This is a genomic window from Streptomyces durbertensis (assembly GCF_014156695.1).
In the GTDB taxonomy this organism is placed as follows: domain Bacteria; phylum Actinomycetota; class Actinomycetes; order Streptomycetales; family Streptomycetaceae; genus Streptomyces; species Streptomyces durbertensis.
In genome coordinates, this window is record NZ_WMLF01000030.1 from 1 (window position 1) to 23,493 (window position 23,493).

Annotated in this window: 23 protein-coding genes and 1 riboswitch; of the genes, 11 read left to right on the plus strand and 12 right to left on the minus strand. The window is 73.3% G+C overall.

From position 1 onward, the window contains the following. Positions 1 to 15: 15 nt before the first annotated feature. A riboswitch (TPP riboswitch) is annotated at positions 16 to 127 on the plus strand. From thiO to GL263_RS03640, 6 genes are all read left to right on the plus strand, one after another. After that, entirely contained in the window at positions 124 to 1,338 is a 1,215-nt protein-coding gene (gene thiO / locus GL263_RS03615; RefSeq protein WP_182854087.1) for a glycine oxidase ThiO, read from the plus strand. (Overlaps the previous riboswitch by 4 nt.) Further along, the gene (gene thiS / locus GL263_RS03620; RefSeq protein ID WP_182854088.1) at positions 1,335 to 1,535 is read left to right on the plus strand and encodes a sulfur carrier protein ThiS; all 201 of its coding nucleotides are present in this window, start codon (positions 1,335 to 1,337) and stop codon (positions 1,533 to 1,535) included. Before thiO ends, thiS begins: the two co-directional genes overlap by 4 nt. Before the next feature lie 5 nt (positions 1,536 to 1,540). Continuing rightward, positions 1,541 to 2,392, plus strand: a complete 852-nt coding sequence (locus GL263_RS03625) for a thiazole synthase (RefSeq protein ID WP_182854089.1) — start codon at positions 1,541 to 1,543, stop codon at positions 2,390 to 2,392. A 114-nt stretch (positions 2,393 to 2,506) separates the two neighbouring features. Next, the gene (gene pknB / locus GL263_RS03630; protein ID WP_182854090.1) at positions 2,507 to 4,522 is read left to right on the plus strand and encodes a Stk1 family PASTA domain-containing Ser/Thr kinase; all 2,016 of its coding nucleotides are present in this window, start codon (positions 2,507 to 2,509) and stop codon (positions 4,520 to 4,522) included. A 341-nt stretch (positions 4,523 to 4,863) separates the two neighbouring features. Then, entirely contained in the window at positions 4,864 to 5,733 is an 870-nt protein-coding gene (locus GL263_RS03635) for a transglycosylase SLT domain-containing protein (RefSeq protein ID WP_182854091.1), read from the plus strand. A gap of 104 nt (positions 5,734 to 5,837) precedes the next feature. After that, on the plus strand, positions 5,838 to 6,743 hold the full coding sequence (locus GL263_RS03640; RefSeq protein ID WP_182854092.1) for a deoxyribonuclease IV: 906 nt from the start codon (positions 5,838 to 5,840) through the stop codon (positions 6,741 to 6,743). Between the two features lie 13 nt (positions 6,744 to 6,756). Here the strand turns inward: GL263_RS03640 and GL263_RS03645 are convergent, their stop codons facing one another. Further along, the gene (locus tag GL263_RS03645; protein ID WP_182854093.1) at positions 6,757 to 7,380 is read right to left on the minus strand and encodes a sulfite oxidase-like oxidoreductase; all 624 of its coding nucleotides are present in this window, start codon (positions 7,378 to 7,380) and stop codon (positions 6,757 to 6,759) included. Positions 7,381 to 7,578: 198 nt separating this feature from the next. On the opposite strand from GL263_RS03645, the gene bfr reads away from it, so the two are divergent. Further along, a complete protein-coding gene (bfr, locus tag GL263_RS03650) occupies positions 7,579 to 8,058 on the plus strand; it encodes a bacterioferritin (protein ID WP_182854094.1) in 480 nt (159 codons plus the stop codon). Between the two features lie 12 nt (positions 8,059 to 8,070). Here bfr and GL263_RS03655 read toward each other — a convergent pair whose 3' ends face one another. The 4 genes from GL263_RS03655 to GL263_RS03670 all read right to left on the minus strand — a co-directional run bounded on the left by GL263_RS03655 (position 8,071) and on the right by GL263_RS03670 (position 11,455). Then, positions 8,071 to 8,397 (minus strand): (2Fe-2S)-binding protein, encoded by a 327-nt coding sequence (locus tag GL263_RS03655; RefSeq protein ID WP_182854095.1) that lies wholly within the window; start codon positions 8,395 to 8,397, stop codon positions 8,071 to 8,073. A 131-nt stretch (positions 8,398 to 8,528) separates the two neighbouring features. After that, positions 8,529 to 9,530: an XRE family transcriptional regulator gene (locus GL263_RS03660; protein WP_182854096.1), complete on the minus strand. Its 1,002-nt coding sequence runs from the start codon at positions 9,528 to 9,530 to the stop codon at positions 8,529 to 8,531. A gap of 344 nt (positions 9,531 to 9,874) precedes the next feature. Next, positions 9,875 to 10,099, minus strand: a complete 225-nt coding sequence (locus GL263_RS03665; protein WP_182854097.1) for a hypothetical protein — start codon at positions 10,097 to 10,099, stop codon at positions 9,875 to 9,877. A 135-nt stretch (positions 10,100 to 10,234) separates the two neighbouring features. Then, complete coding sequence (locus tag GL263_RS03670) at positions 10,235 to 11,455, minus strand: helix-turn-helix domain-containing protein (protein ID WP_182854098.1); 1,221 nt, start codon at positions 11,453 to 11,455, stop codon at positions 10,235 to 10,237. A gap of 111 nt (positions 11,456 to 11,566) precedes the next feature. On the opposite strand from GL263_RS03670, the gene GL263_RS03675 reads away from it, so the two are divergent. Then, positions 11,567 to 12,055, plus strand: a complete 489-nt coding sequence (locus GL263_RS03675) for an SAM-dependent methyltransferase (protein ID WP_182854099.1) — start codon at positions 11,567 to 11,569, stop codon at positions 12,053 to 12,055. Positions 12,056 to 12,134: 79 nt separating this feature from the next. Here GL263_RS03675 and GL263_RS03680 read toward each other — a convergent pair whose 3' ends face one another. Then, positions 12,135 to 13,484: a class II 3-deoxy-7-phosphoheptulonate synthase gene (locus tag GL263_RS03680; protein ID WP_182854100.1), complete on the minus strand. Its 1,350-nt coding sequence runs from the start codon at positions 13,482 to 13,484 to the stop codon at positions 12,135 to 12,137. Positions 13,485 to 13,832: 348 nt separating this feature from the next. Between GL263_RS03680 and GL263_RS03685 the strand changes: the two genes are divergently transcribed. After that, entirely contained in the window at positions 13,833 to 15,788 is a 1,956-nt protein-coding gene (locus tag GL263_RS03685; RefSeq protein ID WP_182854101.1) for an anthranilate synthase family protein, read from the plus strand. Between the two features lie 64 nt (positions 15,789 to 15,852). On the opposite strand, the gene GL263_RS03690 is transcribed toward GL263_RS03685, so the two are convergent. From GL263_RS03690 to GL263_RS03705, 4 genes are all read right to left on the minus strand, one after another. Next, entirely contained in the window at positions 15,853 to 16,851 is a 999-nt protein-coding gene (locus GL263_RS03690) for an ATP-dependent 6-phosphofructokinase (RefSeq protein WP_182854102.1), read from the minus strand. A 54-nt stretch (positions 16,852 to 16,905) separates the two neighbouring features. Then, positions 16,906 to 17,586, minus strand: a complete 681-nt coding sequence (locus tag GL263_RS03695; RefSeq protein WP_182854103.1) for a response regulator — start codon at positions 17,584 to 17,586, stop codon at positions 16,906 to 16,908. Further along, positions 17,583 to 18,785, minus strand: a complete 1,203-nt coding sequence (macS, locus tag GL263_RS03700) for a MacS family sensor histidine kinase (RefSeq protein ID WP_182854104.1) — start codon at positions 18,783 to 18,785, stop codon at positions 17,583 to 17,585. Before macS ends, GL263_RS03695 begins: the two co-directional genes overlap by 4 nt. A 94-nt stretch (positions 18,786 to 18,879) precedes the next feature. Continuing rightward, complete coding sequence (locus tag GL263_RS03705) at positions 18,880 to 19,569, minus strand: lysophospholipid acyltransferase family protein (RefSeq protein ID WP_182854107.1); 690 nt, start codon at positions 19,567 to 19,569, stop codon at positions 18,880 to 18,882. 207 nt (positions 19,570 to 19,776) lie between these two features. On the opposite strand from GL263_RS03705, the gene GL263_RS03710 reads away from it, so the two are divergent. After that, complete coding sequence (locus GL263_RS03710; protein WP_182854108.1) at positions 19,777 to 20,520, plus strand: alpha/beta hydrolase; 744 nt, start codon at positions 19,777 to 19,779, stop codon at positions 20,518 to 20,520. Then, positions 20,507 to 21,157 carry a hypothetical protein gene (locus GL263_RS03715; protein WP_182854105.1) on the plus strand — a complete coding sequence of 217 codons (651 nt, stop codon included), beginning with the start codon at positions 20,507 to 20,509 and terminating at the stop codon, positions 21,155 to 21,157. Before GL263_RS03710 ends, GL263_RS03715 begins: the two co-directional genes overlap by 14 nt. Before the next feature lie 271 nt (positions 21,158 to 21,428). On the opposite strand, the gene GL263_RS03720 is transcribed toward GL263_RS03715, so the two are convergent. Both GL263_RS03720 and GL263_RS03725 read right to left on the minus strand, forming a co-directional pair. Beyond that, entirely contained in the window at positions 21,429 to 22,199 is a 771-nt protein-coding gene (locus GL263_RS03720) for an endonuclease/exonuclease/phosphatase family protein (protein WP_182854106.1), read from the minus strand. Between the two features lie 218 nt (positions 22,200 to 22,417). Beyond that, positions 22,418 to 23,359 carry an ROK family glucokinase gene (locus GL263_RS03725; protein WP_143649742.1) on the minus strand — a complete coding sequence of 314 codons (942 nt, stop codon included), beginning with the start codon at positions 23,357 to 23,359 and terminating at the stop codon, positions 22,418 to 22,420. Positions 23,360 to 23,493: the final 134 nt, after the last annotated feature.

A 23,493-nucleotide genomic window follows, 5' to 3' on the forward strand; every position in this document is an offset into this window, starting at 1 on the left:
TAGTAGGGTGGGGCGCAATGCACTCGCGGGAGCCCGGCGGACCGGGCTGAGAGGGAGGCTGGCGGCCTCCGACCGTAGGAACCTGATCCGGGTCATTCCGGCGAAGGGAGGAGCCGAGTACCCATGCGTGTCTGCGTGATCGGTGGCGGTGTCATCGGCCTGGTGACGGCCTGGCGGGCCGCCCAGCGAGGAGTACGGGTCCAGGTGGTGGACCCGGAACCGGGCCACGGCGCCGCCCGGGTGGCGGCCGGAATGCTGGCGGCCGTCACCGAACTGCACTACGGCGAGGAGACGTTGCTCTCGCTGAACCTGGAGTCCGCCCGCCGCTACCCGGAGTTCGCCGCCGAACTCGCCGAGGCGAGCGGCCGGGCCGCCGACCCGTCCGTCGTCGGCTACCGGGCCTGCGGCACGCTCGCCGTGGCGTTGGACGCCGACGACCGGGCGCACCTGCGGGAGCTGCACGCCCTCCAGAACCGCTGCGGCCTCGACTCCCAGTGGCTGACCGGCCGCGAGTGCCGGCGGCTGGAGCCGATGCTGGCGCCCGGGGTGCGCGGCGGGCTGCGGGTGGACGGCGACCACCAGGTCGACCCCCGACTGCTGGTGGCCGCGCTGCTGCGCGCCGCCGAGCGGACCGGGGTGGAGTTCGTCCGCGTCCGGGCCGAGGGGCTGCGCACGGACGGCGGACGGGCGACGGGCGTGGTCCTGTCGGACGGGCGGGAGCTGGCCGCCGACCGGGTGGTGCTGGCCGGTGGCAGCGAGAGCGGCCGGCTGGCGGGCCTACCGGCGGACGTGGTGCCGGCGGTACGGCCGGTGAAGGGCCAGGTACTGCGGCTGCGGATGCCGGCCGGCGCCGCGTACGGGCGCTTCCTGTCCCGCACGGTGCGGGCCGTGGTGCGCGGCGGCGCGCTCTATCTCGTTCCGCGCGAGAGCGGGGAGCTGGTCGTCGGCGCCACCAGCGAGGAGCTGGGCTGGGACACCACGGTGACCGCCGGCGGCGTCTACGAGCTGCTGCGCGACGCCCACGAGCTGGTGCCGGGCATCACCGAGCTGCCGCTGGTGGAGACGTGCGCGGGACTGCGGCCCTGCTCCCCGGACAACGCGCCGCTGCTGGGCGCCACCGCGCTGCCGGGCCTGCTGCTGGCCACCGGCCACCACCGCAACGGGGTGCTGCTGGCGCCGGTGACCGGCGACGCGCTGGCCGCCGCGCTGGTGGACGGTGAACTGCCGCCGGTGGCGGCGCCGTTCACCCCGCTGCGGTTCGCGGGAGCCGGCGGCAGCGGCGACCGGGCCGGGGCCGTGCGCGTCGGCGCCGCGAGCAGGCAGGAGGAGACGGTATGAGGATCCGGGTGAACGGCGAGGAGCGGCCTGCGCGGGAGGGGACGTCCCTGGCGGAACTGGTCGCCGGCCTCACCACCGCGACCAGCGGGGTGGCCGCCGCCGTCAACGAGAGCGTCGTCCCGCGCAGCGCGTGGGCGAGCACGGCACTGAGCGACGGGGACCGCGTGGAGGTCCTCACCGCCGTACAGGGAGGCTGAGCACGATGACGGCTGAGACGGCTGACACGACCGAGACGGCAGCGTCCACGGCGGCCGCGACCGCCGAGGAACCGCTGGTGCTCGGCGGGCACCGCTTCGACTCCAGGCTGATCATGGGCACCGGCGGCGCGCCGAGCCTCGAGGTGCTGCGCCACGCGCTGAACGCCTCCGGCACCGAGCTGACCACCGTGGCCATGCGGCGGCTCGACCCCGGGGTGCGCGGCTCGGTGCTGTCGGTGCTGACCGAGCTGGACATCGCGGTGCTGCCCAACACCGCCGGCTGCTACACCGCCGGCGAGGCGGTCCTCACCGCCCGGCTGGCCCGCGAGGCGCTGGGCACGGACCTGGTCAAGCTGGAGGTCATCGCCGACGAGCGCACCCTGCTCCCCGACCCGGTCGAGACGCTGGACGCCGCCGAGACGCTGGTCGACGACGGTTTCACCGTGCTCCCGTACACCAACGACGATCCCGTTCTCGCCCGGAAGCTGGAGGACGTCGGCTGCGCGGCCGTCATGCCGCTGGGCTCGCCCATCGGCTCGGGCCTGGGCATCCGCAACCCGCACAACTTCCAGCTGATCACCGAGCGGGCCGGGGTCCCGGTCATCCTCGACGCCGGAGCGGGCACCGCCTCGGACGTGGCGCTGGCGATGGAGCTGGGCTGCGCGGCGGTGATGCTCGCCTCGGCGGTGACCCGGGCGCAGGAGCCGGTGCTGATGGCGCGTGCGATGCGGCACGCGGTGGAGGCCGGCCGGCTGGCGGCGCTCGCCGGCCGCATCCCCCGCCGGCACTTCGCGCAGGCGTCCTCCCCGACGGAGGGTGTCGCCCACCTCGATCCGGAGCGGCCCGCCTTCTCCTGAGCACGCGGCCGCCCGGGCGGGGTGTCGCCGACGTGTCACCGTTGTGCTTCAGTGGGCGCTCTCGGGCGCCCTGCCCGGCGTCGGCGGCCCTACCGGCTCGTACACTCTGCTGCTGTGGATGCGACCCTTCAGGACCCCCTCGTCGGCCAGACGCTCGACGGCCGGTACCGCGTGGCGGCGCGGATCGCCGTGGGCGGTATGGCCACGGTGTACCGGGCGACGGACACCAGGCTCGACCGGGTGGTCGCGCTCAAGGTCATGCATCCCGCGCTCGCCGCCGACACCGCGTTCGTCGAGCGCTTCATCAGGGAGGCCAAGTCGGTCGCCCGGCTGGCGCACCCGAACGTCGTCGGGGTGTTCGACCAGGGCACCGACGGCACCTACGTCTACCTCGCGATGGAGTACATCGAGGGCTGCACCCTCCGCGACCTGCTGGGGCGGCGCGGCGCGCTGAGCCCCCGGGCCGCGCTGGACGTGCTGGAGCCGGTGCTGGCCGCGCTCGGCGCCGCGCACCGGGCCGGCCTCGTGCACCGGGACGTCAAGCCGGAGAACGTGCTCATCGGGGACGACGGCCGGGTGAAGGTCGCCGACTTCGGGCTGGCCCGCGCGGTGGACGCGCAGACGGCCGCGTCGACGACGTCCGTCATGGGCACCGTCTCCTACCTGGCGCCCGAGCAGATCGAGGACGGCAGCGCCGGCACCCCGGTCGACGTCTACGCCTGCGGCGTGATGCTGTTCGAGACGCTGACCGGCGCGAAGCCGCACACGGGCAGCACGCCCGCGCAGATCCTCTACTCCCACCTCAACCGGCCGGTGCCGCCGCCGTCGTCCCGGGTGCCGGGGCTGGCCCTCGCGCTGGACGGGCTGGTGGAGCGCGCCACCGACCGCGACCCGGCCCGGCGCCCGGCGGACGCCGTCGAGCTGCTGCACGACCTGCGTACCGTCCGCGCGGACCTGACCGACGCCGAGCTGGACGCCGAGCCGCCGAGCCGCGCGGACGACAAGGCGCCCGCCGAGGACCCCGAGCACGCCGAAGGCGCCGAGGAGGCCGCCGCCCCGGAGAGCGGCGACGGCACCGACCCCGGCTCCGAGCCGACCAGGCGCGGCGTCAAGATGACAAAGGGCGCGGACGACGGGGTCACCGAGGTGATCCGGCGGCCGCTGCCCGAGGCGCGCGCGGAGCACACGAGCGTGCTGCCGCCGCTGCCCGCCGACCCGCCGCCGGCCGGTCCGCGCGGGCCGCGTGCCCTGCTGGAGGGCCGGCGGCGGCTGCTGGCGCTGGTCGGCGCGGTGCTGCTGGTGCTCGGCATCGGCACCGGTGTCTGGTACATCAACTCCGGCCAGTTCACCCAGACCCCCAGCGTGCTGCGGCTGCCGCAGGCCGACGCCGAGCGCACGCTGACGGAGGCCGGGCTGCGGGTGCGGGTCACCCAGGAGTTCAGCACGACCGTCGACCGGGGCCTGGTGATGGCCAGCGACCCCGGACCCGGCGACCGGGTGCGGGGCAACGCGACGGTCACCATCACCGTCTCCAAGGGACCCGAGCTGGTGAAGGTGCCGAAGGTGCGGGACCTGCCGCTGGCCGAGGCCCGCAAGCGGCTGCGGGATGCCGGGCTGGTGCCCGCCACCGTCAGCCGCGCCTTCGACGACGAGGTGGCGCGCGGCGCCGTCGTCTCCACCGACCCGAAGGCCGGCAGCTCGCTGCGGCCCGGCCGGGCGGTGTCGCTGGTGGTCTCCAAGGGCGAGCGCCTGGAGGTGCCGACGGTCACCGGGCTGCCGGCGGCGGAGGCCCGCGAGGCCCTGACCGGCGCCGGCTTCAAGGTGAAGGTGGCCGCCGAGCGGGTGCACTCCGAGCGGAAGCCGGGCGAGGTGGTCCGGCAGTCCCCCGAGGCGGGCGCCACCGGCGCGCGCGGCGACACGGTGACCCTGACGCTCTCCAAGGGCCCGGAGATGGTGACCGTCCCGGACGTCGTCGGCAAGGACGAGGACGAGGCCGTCAGGCTGCTGAAGGCCGCCGGCTTCGACGTCACCGTCCGGCGCGTCTTCTTCACCGGCTCGGTCTTCAGCCAGTCCGTGGACGGCGGCGAGCAGGCCGCGAAGGGCTCCTCGATCACCATCTGGGTGCGCTGACACCCGCCGCCCGGCGCGGTCCGCGCCGGGCGGCCCGACCCGCTGACGGTGAGTGCTTCCGCAACGTCTCATCGTGAGACCGGGGTACCCCCGCTGTGATCCCGGGCATAGGGCGCACATCACCTACGAGCGGGATTAGTGGCGTCTGTCCGGTTCTTCCCCTTGGCAGACCGGGTGATTCCGGACGCGTTCCCACTAGCGGGCGTAGTACGTCACACCTTTGCCACGCGAATTTCCGGCCGCTAACAATTCTCGTCGTCGCACGGCGCCGTGGATCCACCATCGGCGTTCACCGCCGCCCGGCCCAGCGACCCCGAGCACTGTGAGAGGTCCACTTCGCCATGCCCGAGTTCAAGATTCCCCGCCAGCGCCTCGCCGTCACCAAGAGCCAGAAGTTCACCGCGATCGGTGTCGCGGCGGCCGCCGGTGTCGCGAGCCTCGCGATGAGCCTTACCCCGGACAGCACGTCGGAAACCACTCAGGTCCGGGCCGTCGCCGAGCCCGCCGCGCCGGTCCTGCTGCCCGCCGGCATACCCGAGCAGCAGAGCGACCTCGGCCGCCAGCTCGCCGAGGCCGAGAAGCGCGCCTCCACCGAGAAGGAGGCCGCCGAGAAGGCCGAGGCCGCCAAGGCCGTCGCCGCCGCCAAGGCGGAGGCAGCCCGCAAGACCCAGCTCGGCCAGAAGGCCGAGGAGGCCCGCAAGGCCGAGCAGGCCCGCAAGGCGGACGCCGCACGCAAGGCCGAAGCAGCCCGCAAGGCGGAAGCGGCACGCAAGGCCGAGGCCGCCCGCAAGGTCGAGCAGGCCCGCAAGGCGGACGCCGCCCGCAAGGCCGCCGCCGAGCGCAACCAGAAGACCCAGCAGGCCGCCAGCCGTTCCGTGCCGCGCAGCTACCCGAACAACCTGGACGGGTGGATCCGCGAGGCCATGGACATCATGAAGGCCAACAACATCCCCGGCTCGTACCACGGGATCCACCGCAACATCATCCGCGAGTCCAGCGGTGACCCGAACGCGATCAACAACTGGGACATCAACGCCCGCAACGGCGTGCCGTCCATCGGCCTGCTCCAGGTGATCAAGCCGACCTTCGACCACTACCACGTCGCGGGCACCACGAAGAGCCAGTACGACCCGGTCGCCAACATCGTCGCCGCCTGCAACTACGCGGCCGACCGCTACGGCTCGATCGACAACGTCTTCAGCGCCTACTGACCGGCCCGGCGCGCCCCCGCCCGGCACAGCCGGGCCCCCTTCACGACGGCCGGCCGGCGGACCTGCTCCGCCGGCCGGCGTCGGCGCCTGGCACCCTTGGAGCTGTGAACCCCTCCCCCATCGACCCGGTCGCTCCGGCCGTCCGGCGCAATCCCGTGGGCGGCCACGTCCCCGTCGCGGGCGGCCTCGCCGCCACCGGGCTGTCGTACGCCGCCACACTGGAGGCGGAGGCCGTCCAGGTCTTCGTGGCCAACCCGCGCGGCTGGGCCACCCCGCCCGGCGACCCCCGCCAGGACGAGGCGTTCCGCGCCGAGTGCGCCGCCACGCCCCTGCCGGCCTTCGTCCACGCGCCCTACCTGATCAACTTCGGTTCGCACTCCCCCGAGACCGCCACGCGGTCGGTCGTCTCGATGCGGCACTCGCTGCGGCGCGGCCGTGACATCGGCGCGGCCGGCGTGGTCGTGCACACCGGGTCGGCGACCGGCGGCCGCACCCGCGAGGTCGCCCTGGCGCAGGTCCGCGAGCTGGTCCTCCCCCTGCTGGACGAGCTGACCCACGACGACGACCCGTGGCTTCTGCTGGAGCCGACCGCCGGCCAGGGCTCCTCGCTGTGCTCGCTCGTGGCGGACCTCGGCCCGTACTTCGACGCCCTCGACCACCACCCGAAGCTGGGCGTCTGCCTGGACACCTGCCACGTCTTCGCCGCCGGCCACGACCTCGCGGCCCCCGGCGGGACCAAGCTGCTGCTCGACGAGCTGGTGTCCGTCACCGGAGGCGGCCGGCTGAAGCTGATCCACGCGAACGACTCCAAGGACGTCGCGGGCGCGCGCAAGGACCGGCACGCCAACATCGGGGCCGGTCACATCGGCGCGGAACCGTTCGCGGAGCTCTTCCGCCACCCGGAGACGGCGGGCGTGCCGCTGGTCATCGAGACGCCGGGCGGCCCGGAGGGCCACCAAGCGGACGTCCTGCACCTCAAACGGCTGCGCGAGTCGGCACACCCGGCCTGAGACCGGGGCGGGCTCAGAGCTCCGGGCCCTCGCCGGCCTTCTCCTGGTAGGAGTAGCGCTGCTCCCGCCACGGGTCGCCGATGTTGTGGTAGCCGCGCTCCTCCCAGAAGCCGCGCCGGTCGGCGGTCATGTACTCCACGCCGCGCACCCACTTCGGCCCCTTCCAGGCGTACAGGTGCGGCACGACCAGCCGGACGGGGAAGCCGTGCTCGGCGGTCAGCAGCTCACCCGCGCGGTGCGTCGCGAAGAGCGTGCTCTCGGCGTCGAAGTCCGACATCCGCAGGTTGGAGCTGAACCCGTACTCGGCCCACACCATGACGTGGGTGGCCTCCGGCGCCGGCGGCGCCAGCTCCAGCACGGTACGGGCGGGCACCCCGCCCCACTCGACGTCCAGCATGCTGAACTTGGTGACGCAGTGCAGGTCGCCGGTGACCGTCTCGTACGGGAGGGCGCTGAACTCCTCGTGCGTCCAGCAGTGCTTGTCACCGTCAGCGGTGGCGCCGAAGACGCGGAACTCCCAGCGGTCCGGACGGAACCGGGGCACCGGCCCGTAGTGGGTGACCGGCCAACCCCGCTGCCGCCGCTGCCCCGGCGGTAGCTGCGCGTGCCCTGTCCCCTCACTGTCCGGATGACCCATGAATCCATGGTGACAGACCGCACGGGGTGCTCCGCACCACGCCGGACACCCGACGGCGCACACCCCCGCACAAGGGGTGAATCACCTCAAAAGAAGGGCAAATTCGGTAAGCCTGGTCTTACTGGACGTGATCCACGTCTCAGTGCGAAGATGCGGCGCACAGTAACCTCCCGAGCGTTCCGGAAGGAGCCCGCAGCTATGCAGGGCGACCCCGAGGTCATCGAATTCCTCAACGAGCAGCTGACCGCCGAACTCACGGCGATCAACCAGTACTTCCTGCACGCCAAGATGCAGGAGAACAACGGCTGGACGAAGCTCGCGAAGTACACCAGGGCCGAGTCCTTCGACGAGATGAAGCACGCGGAGACGCTGACCGACCGCATCCTCTTCCTCGACGCGCTCCCCAACTACCAGCGGCTGTTCCACGTACGCGTCGGCCAGACCGTGACGGAGATGTTCCAGGCCGACCGCCAGATCGAGGTCGAGGCCATCGACCGGCTCAAGCGCGGCATCGAGGTCATGCGCGCCAAGGGCGACATCACCTCGGCGAACATCTTCGAGGACATCCTGGCCGACGAGGAACACCACATCGACTATCTCGACACCCAGCTGGAACTGGTGGAGAAGCTCGGCGAGCCGCTGTACATCGCCCAGCTGATCGAGCAGCCGAGCAGCTGAGAGGCGCCGCCGTCAGGCGGCGGCGGCAGCGCTCACCGGCGCGGCCTCGCCGCGTGCGACCGACCCACCCATGGTCGGCACCGTCACGGCCGGCACCAGGCCGCCCGTACGGGCGGGCGGCTCGGCGGCGTCCTGCACCAGCGCGGCGGCGGTGTCCGGCGCGCTCTGCTCCCGCTTGGCGCAACCCCTGCCGAGCAGGCCCTGGATACGCCGCACACAGGAGCCGCAGTCCGTCCCGGCCTTGGAGGCGGAGGCTATCTGCCGGGGCGTACAGGCCCCGGCCGCCGCGTGCTCACGGACCTGCTGCTCGGTGACGCCGAAGCAGGAGCATATGTACACGCGGTTTCACCTCCACTGGGGACTGACGCTGAGGTTAACCTAACCTTACCCTCGCCCACCAGGGGGTAGTCGTGCCCCAGGGGCGCGGATCCCTGTGATCCGCGCCCCAGATCATTTCCAGCGGCGACCCGTCACCCGAGCGCCCCGACACGATGGGCGAACGCCCGCACCCCGGGAAGCGTGCGATCGTGCCGCATCAGGCCTCCGGCCATGACGCGAACGGACCCGCGCCGAACCTCCTCCGGCGCCGCGCGCTCGGCGGCAAGCAGCGCCCGGTAGCACCGGTCCGGCTTCCCCCACTGGCTGAAAGCTCGGGCTACATCGATCCAGTACCGGGCCCGCCGCTCCGCGCTGGGCAAACCGGCCGGATCAACGCGCCGGGCGTGCTCGATCGCCTCCCCCGCGTCTCCCAGCAGGTAGCTGACCGATACCTGGTGCAGGACCACCTGGCTCGGCCCGCCGTGATCGAGCCGACCAGCGATCGCCGCAGCCTCGGCAATGAGGCCCTGCGCGGTGTCCCGGTCTCCTTGCTTCGCCGCCGTGTAGGCGGCGGTGGCGTACAGGTCGCCCTGAACCGAGAGCCGCTCGGCGACATCAACGTTCCGGCCGCCGCCCAGCTCCTGAGCCGCCGCAACCGCGATATCGACGGCCCGGTCATAGCGGCCCCGGCGGCGCCAGGTGGAGGACACCATGCGGTGGGCCTCGGCCACGGTGACGGCGTCCGCGCCACCGAGGGCTGCGCTGAGAGCCCGATCGGCGGTGACGGGAGCCAGCCCGTCCTCGCCGAGCTTGATACACAGCCGGGTCGCGATGCTGTACAGCTTGGCGACCGCAGTCGCCGCCTGCTCAGGGCGTCCCTGGGAACCGAGCGACTCGGCGAGCGCGATCCGCGCCGAAAGGGCACGGGAGAGGGCGTCGTAACGGCAGGCGCTGAAGTCCGCCCGAGACGCGCGCACCGCCGCAGCGACGGCGGACGGGGTCGGCTCCGCCGCGCGAGCGGCGGCTGGAGAACCAAGGACCGTGCCGGTAGTGGCTGCGGCCAAAGCTGCCAGGAGTTCTCGGCGTCGCAACGGGTCGTCCTCCTCTTCGTTGAACAGGACGTGCGGGCCAACTCTAGTGGCCGGCACGGTCATGGTTGCGGCTCTGCTGCTGGGCGCGAGCGGCGTAGCGCATCAGGTAGTGGGTGCTCTTCGCGAGGGAACGCAGGAGGCTGGCCGGGTCGGCGGGCCGCTGGTCGTCGCGCGCGAGGGCACGGGCGTGGTCGACCGTGGCGGTCGCGATGTCCCTGGCGTGGGTGTCCGCGAGGCCTCGCGCGGCGCCTCCGCCGGGTCGGCCAGCAGGGTGATGTAGGAGCGCAGCCGTCTGCGGACCTCGTCTGCGGCGGGGCCGGTCGACCGGCCCTGCGCGAGCGCGAGCGCCAGATCGACGTCCCGTCCCATGTCCTGCCACGTGGGCGGCGGGGGCTCGGCCACGCCGGTCACCGCCCGCTCTCCTCGGCCGCGTCGTCCCGGCCGTCCTTGTTGTCGGCGGCGGCGCAGCGGGAGAGGAAGAGCTCCCAGCCGTGGGCGGCGCGGGCGAGGAGTTCGGCGGAGGGCTGCTCCGGGTGCAGGCCCGCGCCGGGGACGCGGAGCGGGAGCTCGGGACGCTCGGGAGTGCGACGGTCTGAAGTACGACGGTCGGAGGTGCTCTCCGGGTTGGTCATGGAGGTCTCAGCCTTGATCGGTGGGTTCGCCCGCCCGGACGAGCGGAGCGCTGTCATCGTTCAGTCAACGCGCGACAGCGCCCCGTAACTGGCACATTTTGTGACAGTTACGGGGCGCTGTGTGACACCGACGGGTCAGAGCTGGAGGCCGCACCAGGAGGCGTAGCCGATGAGCGTCTCGGGGGTGCGGCGAGTGGCGCGCACGAGTCCGGCCACCGTCTCCCGTACACCGGGGTGGTACTTGGCCTGCTGGGGGGCGACCTTCCGGGCGGTGAGGAGAGAGGCGAGCGCGGCGTCCGTCTTCCCGGTCCAGAGCTGGGAGCGGGCCGTGTCGATCCAGAAGTGTCCGAGCCGGTCGGGGAAGTAGTCCTTCGGGGGCCGCACCTGCTTGGCCAGTTGCAACGACTGGGCGTGGTTGCCCAGTTCCATCTCGATCGACGCCGCGTGGATCGCGACGTTCGTCGGCCCGAACGACTGGATGTGGGCGCCGTCTCCGGTTCCGCCGACGACCTCCCTGCTCAACCGGTCGGCCATCTCGCGGGCTTCGGCGAGCTCGCCCCGGGCGGTGTCGCCGTCGCCCTGCCTGGTGGCGAGCATCGCCGCCCGCAGGTGCAGGTTCCCGGCCGAGCACAGTGCCGGTACCTCCCTGGCCCGCACGCCCGCTTCGATTCCTTCACGCGCCTTGGCGATGATCTTCCGTCCGACCTCGTGCCTGCCGGTGGCGAACGTGGCGTAGGCCCGCATGTAGCCGTACAGGCTCATGAGGTAGGGATCGCCGGCCCGTTGGGCGGAATAGTCCATGCGGGCCAGCAGCAGTGACACCAGGTCCGACAGACCGAGGCCGTAGGCCACGTCGTAGGCCGACCGGTATACGTGGACCAGGCTGCGGTGCGCCTCTTCGCCGGCGCGGCCGGTCGCTGTCTGCGACACCTGGACCAGCTCGTCGATGAGCGGCGGCGCCATGGCGGCGATCCTGCCGAAGTTCGCCCCGCGCCGGGCGAGAAGAACGCTGTGCACGTCTGCGGCGATCTCTGCCTGGCCGCGCACAGGCAGCTCGTCGAGGGGGAAGTCGAAGTTGTCGAGACTGGCACGGAGGTCCGCCAGAGGTCCGTCGAGACGGTCCCGGGCCTGATCGGCTCGGTACGGCTGCCCGGTGAACGTCGTCACGGGAACGCCCATCGCCCTCGCCACCGCCGCGATCAGCGACGCGGACGCGGGGCGGCGGCCCTGCTCGACCTTGACAAGAAGCGAGTACGACACCGCCGCCCTTGTGGCGAGCTGCTTCTGTGTCAGGCGGTGCAGACGGCGATAAGCGGCGATCCGTGCCCCCGTGCCAATGTCGGTCGGTGTGGGCATACTGGCTCCGTCCTCGCGTGGTTGTCTACCTGGGACGGTACCCGCCAACAGGAGGCGTGAGTACGGCGTTTGCTCCGCTCACACAGGCCGCTGCGCCGGAAGGGGAAACCGATGACAGACCGCGAGACGTTCGAGGTTGAGGTGCTGGGGCGTGTGGTCGGTGGGCGCGTTGAGCCGACCGACGACTACTGGGGCGGGACCCAGGCGATCATCCGGCTCGACGACGGCCGGTTCACCTCGGAGGCCACGAAGGGCCTGGAGGAGTTCTCCCACCTGGAGGTCGTGTTCCGGTTCCACCTGACGGATCCCACGGACCTCAACCTCGGGGCGCGGCGCCCGCGCGACAATCCCGACTGGCCGGAGGTCGGGGTGTTCGGGCATCGCAACATGCGGCGGCTGAACTGGCTCGGCGTCTCGCGGTGCCGGCTGGTGAAGGCCGACGGGCTCGATCTTCACGTCGAGGGGCTGGACGCCGTCGACGGCACGCCCGTGCTGGAGGTGAAGCCGTGGTTCGCCGAGATGGGACCTCGTGGCGAGGTCCGCCAGCCCGAGTGGGTCCAGGCGATGCTGGGCGACTACTACGCGCCCGGCAAGAAGTAGACGTGCCGCAGGGCGCGGATCGGGGGATCCGCGCCCTGCGGCGTCGTGCGGGGTGTCGGCCCTGACGGGCCGGTAGGCCCTACTGGTGGCGGTACATCTCCGCGACCAGGAAGGCCAGGTCCAGGGACTGGCTGCGGTTGAGGCGCGGGTCGCACGCGGTCTCGTAGCGCTGGTGGAGGTCGTCGACGAAGATCTCGTCGCCGCCGCCGACGCACTCGGTGACGTCGTCACCGGTCAGCTCCACGTGGATGCCGCCCGGGTGGGTGCCGAGCGCCTTGTGGACCTCGAAGAAGCCCTTGACCTCGTCGAGCACGTCGTCGAAGCGGCGGGTCTTGTGGCCGGAGGCCGCCTCGAAGGTGTTGCCGTGCATCGGGTCGCAGACCCAGGCCACCTGGGCGCCGGAGGCGGCGACCTTCTCCACCAGGGTGGGGAGCCGGTCGCGGATCTTGTCGGCGCCCATCCGGGTGATGAAGGTGAGCCGGCCCGGGGTGCGGTCCGGGTCGATGCGGTCGATGAGGGTCAGCGCCTCTTCGGGTGTGGTCGTCGGGCCGAGCTTGACGCCCACGGGGTTCTCGATGCGGGAGACGAACTCGATGTGCGCGCCGTCGAGCTGCCGGGTGCGCTCGCCGACCCAGACCATGTGGCCGGAGACGTCGTAGAGCTTGCCGCTGCGGGAGTCGGTGCGGGTCAGCGCGCCCTCGTAGTCGAGCAGCAGCGCCTCGTGGGAGGCGAAGAACTCGACGGTCTTGAACTCCTCCGGGTCCACGCCGCAGGCGTTCATGAAGTTCAGCGCCCGGTCGATCTCCCGGGCCAGCGCCTCGTAGCGCTGGCCGGAGGGCGAGTTCTTCACGAAGTCCTGGTTCCAGGCGTGCACCTGGCGCAGGTCGGCGTAGCCGCCGGTGGTGAAGGCGCGGACCAGGTTCAGCGTGGACGCGGACGCCTGGTACATGCGCTTGAGCCGCTGCGGGTCCGGGTGGCGGGCCTCGGGGGTGAACTCGAAGCCGTTGACGGAGTCGCCCCGGTAGGTCGGCAGGGTGACGCCGTCCCGGGTCTCGGTCGGCTTGGAGCGCGGCTTGCTGTACTGGCCGGCGATGCGGCCGACCTTGACGACCGGCACCGAACCGGCGTAGGTGAGGACGGCGCCCATCTGGAGCAGCGTCTTCAGCTTGTTGCGGATGTGCTCGGCCGACACGGCGTCGAACGCCTCGGCGCAGTCGCCGCCCTGGAGCAGGAACGCCTCACCGCGTGCGACGGCCGCCATGCGCTCCCTGAGCTGGTCGCACTCGCCGGCGAACACCAGCGGCGGATAGGACTCGAGCTCGGCTACGACGTCGCGCAGAGCCTTCGAGTCCGGGTAGTCAGGCTGCTGCGCCGCGGGCAGGTCTCGCCAGGTATGGGCACTGGCGTCGGTTTTGGCGTTCACGGTCACGTGCCCAAGGTTACGCCGTCCGTCGGCGTGCTCCGGCAGGCGACCGATTGCTGAGACGGCACGTCCCGGTGACCGGTTCCCCGGCGCCGGCCAGGCGGCCCGGAACGCGACACGCCGGGCGTCCGGAGCGTGGGACACCGTCGCCGTGGTGTCCCGGGCCGGGTAGGGTGACGGCGTGATCGCGCAGCGCACTCTCCGTCAGCACACCACCTGGCTGTGGCCCGCCCTCCCGGCGGCCCACTGACCTGCGCGTTTCCGCGACAGTCCACCACGAGGCCGCCCGAAGGGGCGGCCTTCGGCGTGTGTGCGGCCCCCCTTCGACGGTTGTCACCGAAGGGAAGCAGGCTTATGCCACCGCACCACAGCACCGCCGGTCCGGCGCACGACACCGACCACGACACCGCCGCCGTACTCCGGCGGCTCGGCCGGCCGGACGCGCCGGCGTTCGCGCTGCTGCACCGGCGGGCGCCCGGGCGCGACGAGGGCACGGCCGAGCTGCTGGTCGGCTCGGTCCGGGACGTCGACCGGCTGGCCGACATCCCCACGGACGGGCCGCTGGGCGCGCTTGCCCTCGTCCCGTTCCGGCAGATCCGCGAGCAGGGTCTGACCGCGCACGATGACGGCACCCCGCTGAGCGTGCTGCTGCCGGAGCGCCGGTACGAGCTGCCGGTGACGGATCTCACGGCCGTACTGCCGGACCACCGGGTCGACGTCCGCGAGGAGGGCTTCGACCTGTCCGACGCGGAGTACGAGGCGGTGGTGCGGCGGGTCGTCGCCGAGGAGATCGCCACCGGCGAGGGCGCCAACTTCGTCGTCCGGCGCACGTTCCACGGCGTCGTCGACGGCTACACCCCGCGTGACGCGCTTGCTCTCTTCCGGCGGCTGCTGGCGGAGGAGCGCGGCGCCTACTGGACGTTTGTCGTGCACACCGGGGACCGCACGCTGGTCGGCGCCAGCCCCGAGGCGCACGTCCGGATGACCGGCGGCACGGTCGTCATGAACCCGATCAGCGGCACCCACCGCTATCCGCCGGGCGGCCCGACCGTCGAGGCGCTGCTGGACTTCCTCGCGGACCGGAAGGAGACCGAGGAGCTGTCCATGGTGGTGGACGAGGAGCTGAAGATGATGTGCGCGGTCGGCGACCGGGGCGGGGTGGTCGTCGGGCCGCGGCTCAAGGAGATGGCGCACCTGGCGCACACCGAGTACGAGCTGCGGGGCCGCAGCACCCTCGACCCGCGTGAGGTGCTGCGCCGCACGATGTTCGCCGCGACGGTCACCGGCAGCCCGCTGGAGAACGCCTGCCGGGTGATCCGCCGCCACGAGCGGACCGGGCGCGGCTACTACTCGGGGGCGCTCGCCCTGTTCGGCCGGGACGCGGGCGGCGCGGCCACCCTGGACTCCCCCATCGTCATCCGGACCGCCGAGATCGACGCCGCCGACGGGCGGCTGCGGGTCGGGGTGGGCGCCACGCTGGTGCGCGGCTCCGATCCGGCGGGCGAGGTCGCCGAGACCCACGCCAAGGCGGCCGGGGTGCTGGCCGCGCTCGGCGTGCGCCCGGGCCGCCCGTCACGCGGTCCGGCCGAGCGGCGGCTGGCGGACGATCCGCGGGTGGTGGCCGCGCTCGCCGAGCGGCGTTCGCGGCTGTCGCCGTTCTGGCTGCAACTGCGGGACGGCCTGCCCGCGCCGACCCCGCAGGCCGACGGCGCACCGCGACCGGAGGTGCTGGTGGTGGACGGCGAGGACACGTTCACGTCGATGCTCGCCCATCTGCTGCGGTCGACCGGCGCGGAGGTGACCGTGCTGCGCCACGACAGCCCGGACGTCGAGCGCGTGGCGCTCGCCCACCGGGGCCCGGTGGTGCTGGGGCCGGGGCCCGGTGACCCGACGTGCGCGAGCGACCCGAAGATGCGTCGGCTGCGGCGGCTCGCGGCTCGGCTGCTGGCCGAGCACCGGCACGGGCTGCTCGGCGTCTGCCTCGGCCACGAGCTGATCGCGGCGGAACTCGGTCTGGAGCTGGTGCGCACGGAACGGCCCCGCCAGGGCGCCCAGTGGGAGATCGACTACTTCGGGCGGCGGGAGACGGTCGGCTTCTACAGCTCGTTCGTCGCGCGCTGCGACGACGGCACGGCCGCCGCCCTCGCGGCGCGCGGGGTGGAGCTGAGCCGGGACGACGCGAGCGGTGAGGTGTACGCGCTGCGCGGGCCGGGGGTGGCGGGCACGCAGTTCCACCCGGAGTCGGTGCTCAGCCCCGGCGGCGCGCGGCAGCTCGCCGAGCTGCTGGCGGGCGCGGCCGTCGCCGTCTGACGCTGCCCGTCCTCAACGGCTCGGGCGGTCGGGGTACCCCGGCCGCCCGAGCCGGAGGCGGGGTTCAGCCGAAGAAGATCTCGTTCTCGGCGTAGCGCGCGGCGTCGACGGTACGCGTGCCGGAGACGGCGTCCCGCAGGGGCACCCGCACGATGTCGGTGCCGCGCAGCGCGACCATCGCGCCCCAGTCGCCCTCGTGCACGGCGTCCACGGCGTGCAGTCCGAAGCGGGTGGCGAGCCAGCGGTCGTTCGGGGTGGGGGTGCCGCCGCGCTGGATGTGGCCGAGGACGGTGGTGCGGGCCTCGTGTCCGGTGCGGCGCTCGATCTCCCGGCCCAGCCACTCGCCGACGCCGGACAGTCCGTTCAGCTCCACCTCGCCCTTGGCCGGCACGGCGCTGTCGGAGACCACCACGATCGGCGCGTAGCTGGCCCGGAAGCGGGACTCGACGTACCCGCAGACCCGGTCGATGTCGAAGGGGCGTTCCGGGATGAGCACGCAGTTGGCGCCGCCGGCCAGTCCGGCGTGGACGGCGATCCAGCCGCTGGCCCGGCCCATCACCTCCACCACGAGCACCCGCTTGTGGGACTCGGCGGTGGTGTGCAGCCGGTCGATGGTCTCGGTCGCGACGGTGACGGCCGTGTCGAAGCCGATGGTGTAGTCGGTGCCCTGGATGTCGTTGTCGATGGTCTTGGGCACGCCGACGCAGGGCACGCCCTCCTCGTCGGCCAGCCGGGCGGCGGCCGTGAGGGTGTTGACGCCGCCGAGCACGATCAGCGCGTCGAGTTCGTGCGCGGCGAGCGCGGCCTTCACCCGGCCCGCGCCGCCGGTGCCGGCGAGCGGGTCGGTGCGGGAGGAGCCGAGGATGGTGCCGCCGCGCGGCAGTGTGCCGCGCACCGCCGGGATGTCCAGGGGAATGGTCCGGTCGTCGAGTACGCCGGCCCAGCCGTCCAGGAAGCCGGTGAACGTGTCACCGTGCTCCTGGACGCCCTTGCGGACGATCGCCCGCAGGGCGGCGTTCAGTCCGGGGCAGTCGCTGCCGCCGGTGAGCACTCCGATCCGCATCCTCGTCTCCTCCTCGATGGTCGACGTGTCGTGCGGGGCCGGTCCGGCGGTCGGTCAGCCGTCCAGCCCGCGCTCTATGGCGTACCGCACCAGTTCCACGCGGTTGTGCAACTGGAGTTTGCCCAGCGTGTTCTGCACATGGTTCTGCACGGTGCGGTGCGAGATCACCAGGCGCTCCGCGATCTGCTTGTACGACAGCCCCTTGGCGACCAGGCGCAGCACCTCGGTCTCGCGGTCGGTCAGGCGCGGCGCCTCGGACTCCTCCTCGGTGCGGCGTCCGTCCTCGGCGGCCAGCCGGCGGTACTCGCCGAGTACCAGGCCGGCCAGGCCGGGGGTGAACACCGCGTCGCCGACGGCGGTCCGCCGCACGGCGTCGATCAGTTCCTCCGCGCCCGCCGACTTGAGCAGGTACCCGGTGGCGCCGCTTTTCACCGCCTCCAGCACGTCGGCGTGCTCGCCGCTGGCGGACAGCACCAGCACCCGGGGGCCGCCGCCGGCGCCGACGACCTGCCGGCAGACCTCGACCCCGGGCAGCCCGGGAAGGTTGAGGTCGAGCACCAGCACGTCGGGTTCGGCGGCCCGGGCCCGGCGGACCGCCTGCGGGCCGTCCTCCGCCGTGGCGACCACCTCGAAGCCGGCCGCCGCCAGGTCGCGGGCGACCGCGTCACGCCACATCGGATGGTCGTCGACGACCATCACCCGTACCGGCGTCGGCACGCCGTGCACCTCGCTCATCTCGGTACCCTCAGCTCCACTTCCGTTCCCTGCCCGGGGATCGACACGTACTCGGCGGTGCCGCCGAGTTCGCGCAGCCGTCCCCGGATCGACAGCGACACGCCCATCCGGCCCTCCGACTCGGCGGCGGCCAGTCGGCCCGGCGCGATGCCGGGGCCGTCGTCGCGGACGGTGACCCACACCGCCTCCGGCTCGTCCTCCAGCAGGATCCAGGCGCGGGCGTCCTCGCCCGCGTGCCGTCGGACGTTGTCCAGTGCGGCGGCCACCGCCGCGTCCAGCGAACGCGCGACCGTGCCCGGCACCACCACCGGTGTGCCCGGCCCGCTGAAGCTGACCCGCGTCCCGGCCCGCGCGGCGAGCAACTCGCCGAGATCGCGGGGGGCTTCGGGATCGGCCGGCTGCTCCTCCTCGGCTCCGACGGCGGCGGCAGCGGTCACAGGTGCGGCAGCGGCGGCGATCGAGTGCCGGCCGAGGCCGCCGGCGACCAGGTGGCGCAGGGCGACCTCCTGCTCCCCGGCGAGCCGGCCCAGTTCCGCCGCCTCACCGCCGAGCGCGTCGCCCCGACGCTGCACCATGGCGAGCACCTGGAGCACCCCGTCGTGGATGTCCCTCGCCAGCCGCTCCCGCTCCCGGGCGGCGGCCTCGATGCGCAGCGCCTCGGCCAGGGCCCGCTCGCTGGATCGCGCCACTTCCACGACGTAGCCGATGCCGATGCTGGCGATCGTCACCAGCAGCACGTTGTGCACGGTGTCCCGGGTGAGACCGACCTCCTCGACGACGTTGGCCACGCCGACCACCAGTGAGGCGCCGGCCGCCCAGCGCCAACCGAGCCGGATCGCGAACGCCAGCACCGTGCCGGCCACCCAGACGGACGGCAGCGTCGGGCTCACCTGGGCGTGCGTGTCGGCGACCGGGCTGAGCAGGATGCCGCCGATCGCCACCGTGGAGTCCGCGGCGAGGAAGCGGTTGGTGCAGCGTTCGGCGGAGGAGACCGCCCGCAGCGTGGCGAACGTCCACACGGCGAGGAACGCCAGGTAGACCGCGCCGACCAGGGGGCGGCCGTACGCCTGGTGGAGGTGGTGGTGGAAGAGGAAGACGCCGATGGCGTAGAGCAGGGTGAGCACCCGGTAGCCGGCCAGCGCCCGCCACAGCGGGCGTTCGATGGAGACCGGCTCGTGTGCCGCGTCCGGCTTTGCCATACCGTTCCCCCCGCCCCGCCCTCACTCGCCCGTCGTCCGGGCGCCCCGGTCGCCCATCATGCCAGCGGCCCGCCCCGGCCGGCACCGGCCGCGGTCACTCCTCGCGGCGCTTGGCCGCCTCGGCGAGCTGCCGCTTGGCGGCGGTGGCGTACATGTCGACGTACTCCTGACCGGAGAGCTTCATGATCTCGTACATGACCTCGTCGGTCAGCGAGCGCATGATGAACCGGTCGCCGTCCATGCCGTCGTAGCGGCTGAAGTCCAGCGGCTTGCCGATCCGGATGCCCGGCCGCATCAGCTTGGGCACGACCTTGCCGGGCGGCTGGATCTTCTCGGTGTCGATCATCGCGACGGGGATGACCGGGGCGCCGGTGGCCAGCGCGACGCGGGCGAGGCCGCCGGGCTTGCCCCGGTAGAGCCGGCCGTCCGGGGAGCGGGTGCCCTCGGGGTAGATACCGAACAGCTCACCGCGTTCCAGCACCTCGATCCCGCTCTTGATCGCCGCCTCGGCGGCGCCGCGCGCCCCGGAGCGGTCGACGGGGAGCTGGCCGACGCCCTTGAAGAACGCGGCCGTCAGCTTCCCCTTGACGCCCGGGGAGGTGAAGTACTCGGCCTTCGCCACGAACGTGACCTTGCGGTCGAGGACCGCCGGCAGAAAGAAGGAGTCCGAGAAGGACAGATGGTTGCTCGCGAGGATGGCAGGCCCCTCGGCGGGAACGTGCTCAAGGCCCTCCACCCACGGGCGGAAGGCGAGCTTGAGCGAGTTGCCGATGGACAGCTTCATGGCGCCGTACAACAAGCGGGGGACCTCCTGAGTCTGACGTGCAGAACCTTAACCCGCCCGGCGCGTCCCGCTCCCCGCGCTCCCGTCCGCCCCACGGTCGGGCTACCAGCCGGTCACCCGGCCCGGTAGGTTGGCAGTCCCGCTGTCCCGCGCTTCTTCCACGCCTCCCGAACGGAGATCACGGTGCTGCTTCCCGGGTGCGAGCCGATGTACCACGAGGGATCGACGACCGGTGTGCTGCTGTGCCACGGCTTCACCGGCTCGCCGCAGTCGATGCGCCCCTGGGCGCGGTACCTGGCCGAGCAGGGCCTGACCGTCTCGCTGCCGCTGCTGCCGGGCCACGGCACCCGCTGGCAGGACCTCCAGCACACCGGGTGGCAGGACTGGTACGCGACCGTCGACCGGGAGCTGCGGGTCCTGCTCGACCGCTGCGAGCAGGTCTTCGTCGCCGGACTGTCGATGGGCGGGGCGCTGTCGCTGCGGCTGGCGGCCCGGCACGGCGACGCGATCTCCGGCGTGGTGGTGGTCAACCCGGCGACGACGTTCCCGAAGCTCCAGGGCTACGCGCTGCCGCTGGCGCGCCACCTGGTGACCTCGACGAAGGGCATCGCCAGCGACATCAGGAAGCCGGGTGTCGCGGAGACGGGCTACGACCGGGTGCCGCTGCACGCCGCCTACTCGGCGCGCAACCTGTTCCGGCTGGTACGCGCGGAGCTGCCGCAGGTCACCCAGCCGCTGCTGGTGCTGCACAGCCGCGTCGACCACGTCGTGCCGCCCAGCGACTCCCAGGTGGTGCTGGACAACGTCTCGTCGACGGACGTGACGGAGACGGTTTTGGAGCAGAGCTACCACGTGGCCACACTGGACCACGACGCGGAGCGCATCTTCGCGGACTCGTACGGATTCATCACCCGGCTGGCGACGAGGATGACAGCACGTGACGGAGCGTGAGCAGGGACGCGGCGAGGGCCGTGAGCCACTGGACGAGGAGGCGGCCTGGGCGCAGATCGTCGCCGGCTACGACAAGGAGTCGCCGGACCCGCCCGTCGCCCGCGGCGACGTGACCGAACGGCCGGACGCCGCCGCGCCCGGCCGGGACGGGGAGCGGGACGACGACCCCCTGCGGAAGCGGACCGCGGCTCCCGGCGAGCGTGCGGCCGAGCCCGCCGACGAGCGTCCGGAGGAGGCCGCCGGCGACGGTGACGGCGGCGAGAGGGGCGGCGGTGAGAAGGACGGCGAGGGCGACGGCCGCCCGCCGCAGGTGCGCAGTGTCACGGTGTACGCCGCCGGCACCGGGCCCCGGGACTGGCAGCCCGCCGAACCGCCGGAGGAGGACGACCACTTCGTCCCGCCGGAGCCGCCGCCGCTGCCGAAGCTCGACACCACGTCGAGGTTCGCCTGGCTCGCCGTGCTGGGCGGTCCCGCGCTGCTGTTCGGTTCCGTGCTGCTCGGCCGGTCGATGTCGTGGTGGGTGGTGACCCTGGGCGTCGGCGGCTTCCTGGGCGGCTTCGCCACGCTGGTCGCGCGGATGCGCGACGGCAGGGACGACGAGGACTGGGACGACCCGGGGCGCGGCGCGGTCGTGTGACACGTGGGCCGTTCGCGGCCCCGCAGGGCGACCGGGCAGGCGCGGCGCCCGCGAGACTGCCGGAACCGGGCAATGTGCGCGCCGCCCCCGGGCGGCACAATGGTGCCGACCACACGCGGGCCCGAGGGGCCCGCGCCATCGGGGGACGTCCGGGGGGACACCATGGATCTGCTTCTGCTGCTCGCGTTTTCCACCGTGTCGGCGCTGACCGGCGGGATACTCACCGTCCACCGCCGCCGGGAGCGTGTCGCGGACGGCGGGCGACCGGCCGTCAGCCGGGCACGCGCAGGGCTGCCAGCACCGGCAGGTGGTCACTGGCGGCCCGCAGATCGGCGTCGTTGACCCCCGGCAGTCCGACCGGCACGCCGCAGCCCAGCAGCTCGACGGGCGGCGCGGCGAGCACCGCGTCGATCCGCTGGTGCGGGCGGGCCGGTTCCGAGGTGAACTCGCCACCCCACGGGCGGACGGCCCAGCCGTCCCGCAGCTCTCCGGTCAGCCGTCGGAACGCCCGCCCACCGGGCTTCTCGTTGAGGTCGCCCGCGACCACCGCGCCGATCGGGCCGGCGGGGGCGGCCCGCAGTTCGGCGAGCCGGTCGAGCACCATGCCGGCCTGCCGGTACCGCTCGTCCTTCTGAAGGCTCAGGTGGCAGCTGACCACCGCCAGTCGTGCCGTCCTGCCGAACCGCAGCACGGCCGTGGCGAGGCCCCGCCGGTGCAGCCCGGGGGTGAGCGGCAGCAGCACGTCCTCGGCGCGTTCGACGGCCGGGCGCGGCGAGCTGAGGATCATCGGCCCGCTCGCCGGGGCGCCGCCCGTCACGTACACGAGGCCGCTCAGCCGGGCCAGCCGCCCGGCGGCCTGCCGCCACCGCAGGAAGCGCGGCGCCTCCTGGACGCAGACGACGTCGGGGGCGCAGGCCCGGATCACCCGGGCGAGCGCCCCCACGTCGTCCCGCATCGAGCGGACGTTGTAGCTGAGCAGCCGGACGACGGCGGAGCCGTCGGGCCCGGTGCGTGCGGCGGGCAGGTCGTCGAGCGCTGACATGCCGTCACGCTACGCCGTTCCGGCGGAACCTTCTCCCGGCGCGGGGCGGCACGGTCCGAGGTGGTGGCGCCGGCCGCGCCGGCGGCTCTGTACCGGGTGGCGAGGTACAGCTGACCCGGGTCCCGGGGGCGCCACGGCGCCGGGACGGCCGTGGGGGGCGAACACCGGTGCCCCGCTCCCCGCCCGGGGAAGCGGGGCACTTCGGCGGTGAGCGTCGCTCAGCCCTGGCGCGCCAGGTCGGCGGCGCCCACCAGGCCCGCCTTGCCGCCGAGTTGGGCCGCGAGGACCTGTGCCTGCGGCCGCCACTGGGCGCCCACCAGCCAGCGCCGGTAGGACTTGCGGATCGGTTCGAGCACCAGCTCGCCCTCGTCGGAGACACCGCCGCCGACGATGAACGCGGCCGGGTCGAAGAGGCTGGCCAGGTCGGCGAGGCCGGCGCCGGCCCAGCGGGCCAGCTCCCGGAAGGAGTCGATGGCCACCGGGTCGCCGGCGCGGGCGGCCTGGCTGATGTGCTTGCCCTGGACGCCGGCCGGAGTGCCGTCGCCCAGGCCGAGCAGCAGCGTGGCGGCGTCGGGGCTGGCGGCGGCGCGCTGCCGGGCGTAGCGCACGAGGGCGCTGCCGGAGGCGTACTGCTCCCAGCAGCCCTGGTTGCCGCAGCCGCACAGCAGACCGTCGGGGACCATCCGGATGTGGCCGAACTCGGCGGCGACGCCGAAGCGGCCCCGGTAGAGCTTGCCGCCGATGATGATGCCGCCGCCCAGGCCGGTGCCCAGGGTGATGCAGATGACGTCGTCGTGGCCCTGGCCGGCGCCGAAGCGGTACTCGCCCCACGCGGCGGCGTTGGCGTCGTTCTCGATGACGACCGGCAGGCCGACCCGCTGCTCCACCAGGTCCTTCAGCGGTTCGTGCCGCCAGGTGAGATTCGGCGTGAACAGGACGGTGGCGCGCTTGTCGTCGACGTAGCCGGGGGCGCCGATGCCGACGGCCTCCACCCGGTGGGCGGCGCTCGCCGTGCGGACCGCGTCGGCGATCGCGTCGATCACGCCCTCGGTGGTCTGCGGGGTCGGCACCTTGCTGGTCTCAAGGATGTTGCCGGCCTCGTCGACTACGCCGGCCGCGACCTTCGTACCGCCGATGTCGACACCAATGGTGAGTCCCATATGTCCCTCAGTTGTCCGGTAGAACCCCGCTGGGCACAACGGTACCGGAGCTGGGCGGGCGGTCCGCTCCCCGACCCCGCACCGTCCACCCCTTGGACAGCCCGGGCGGCGCGGCGGGCGGCGGGGGTCGGCGG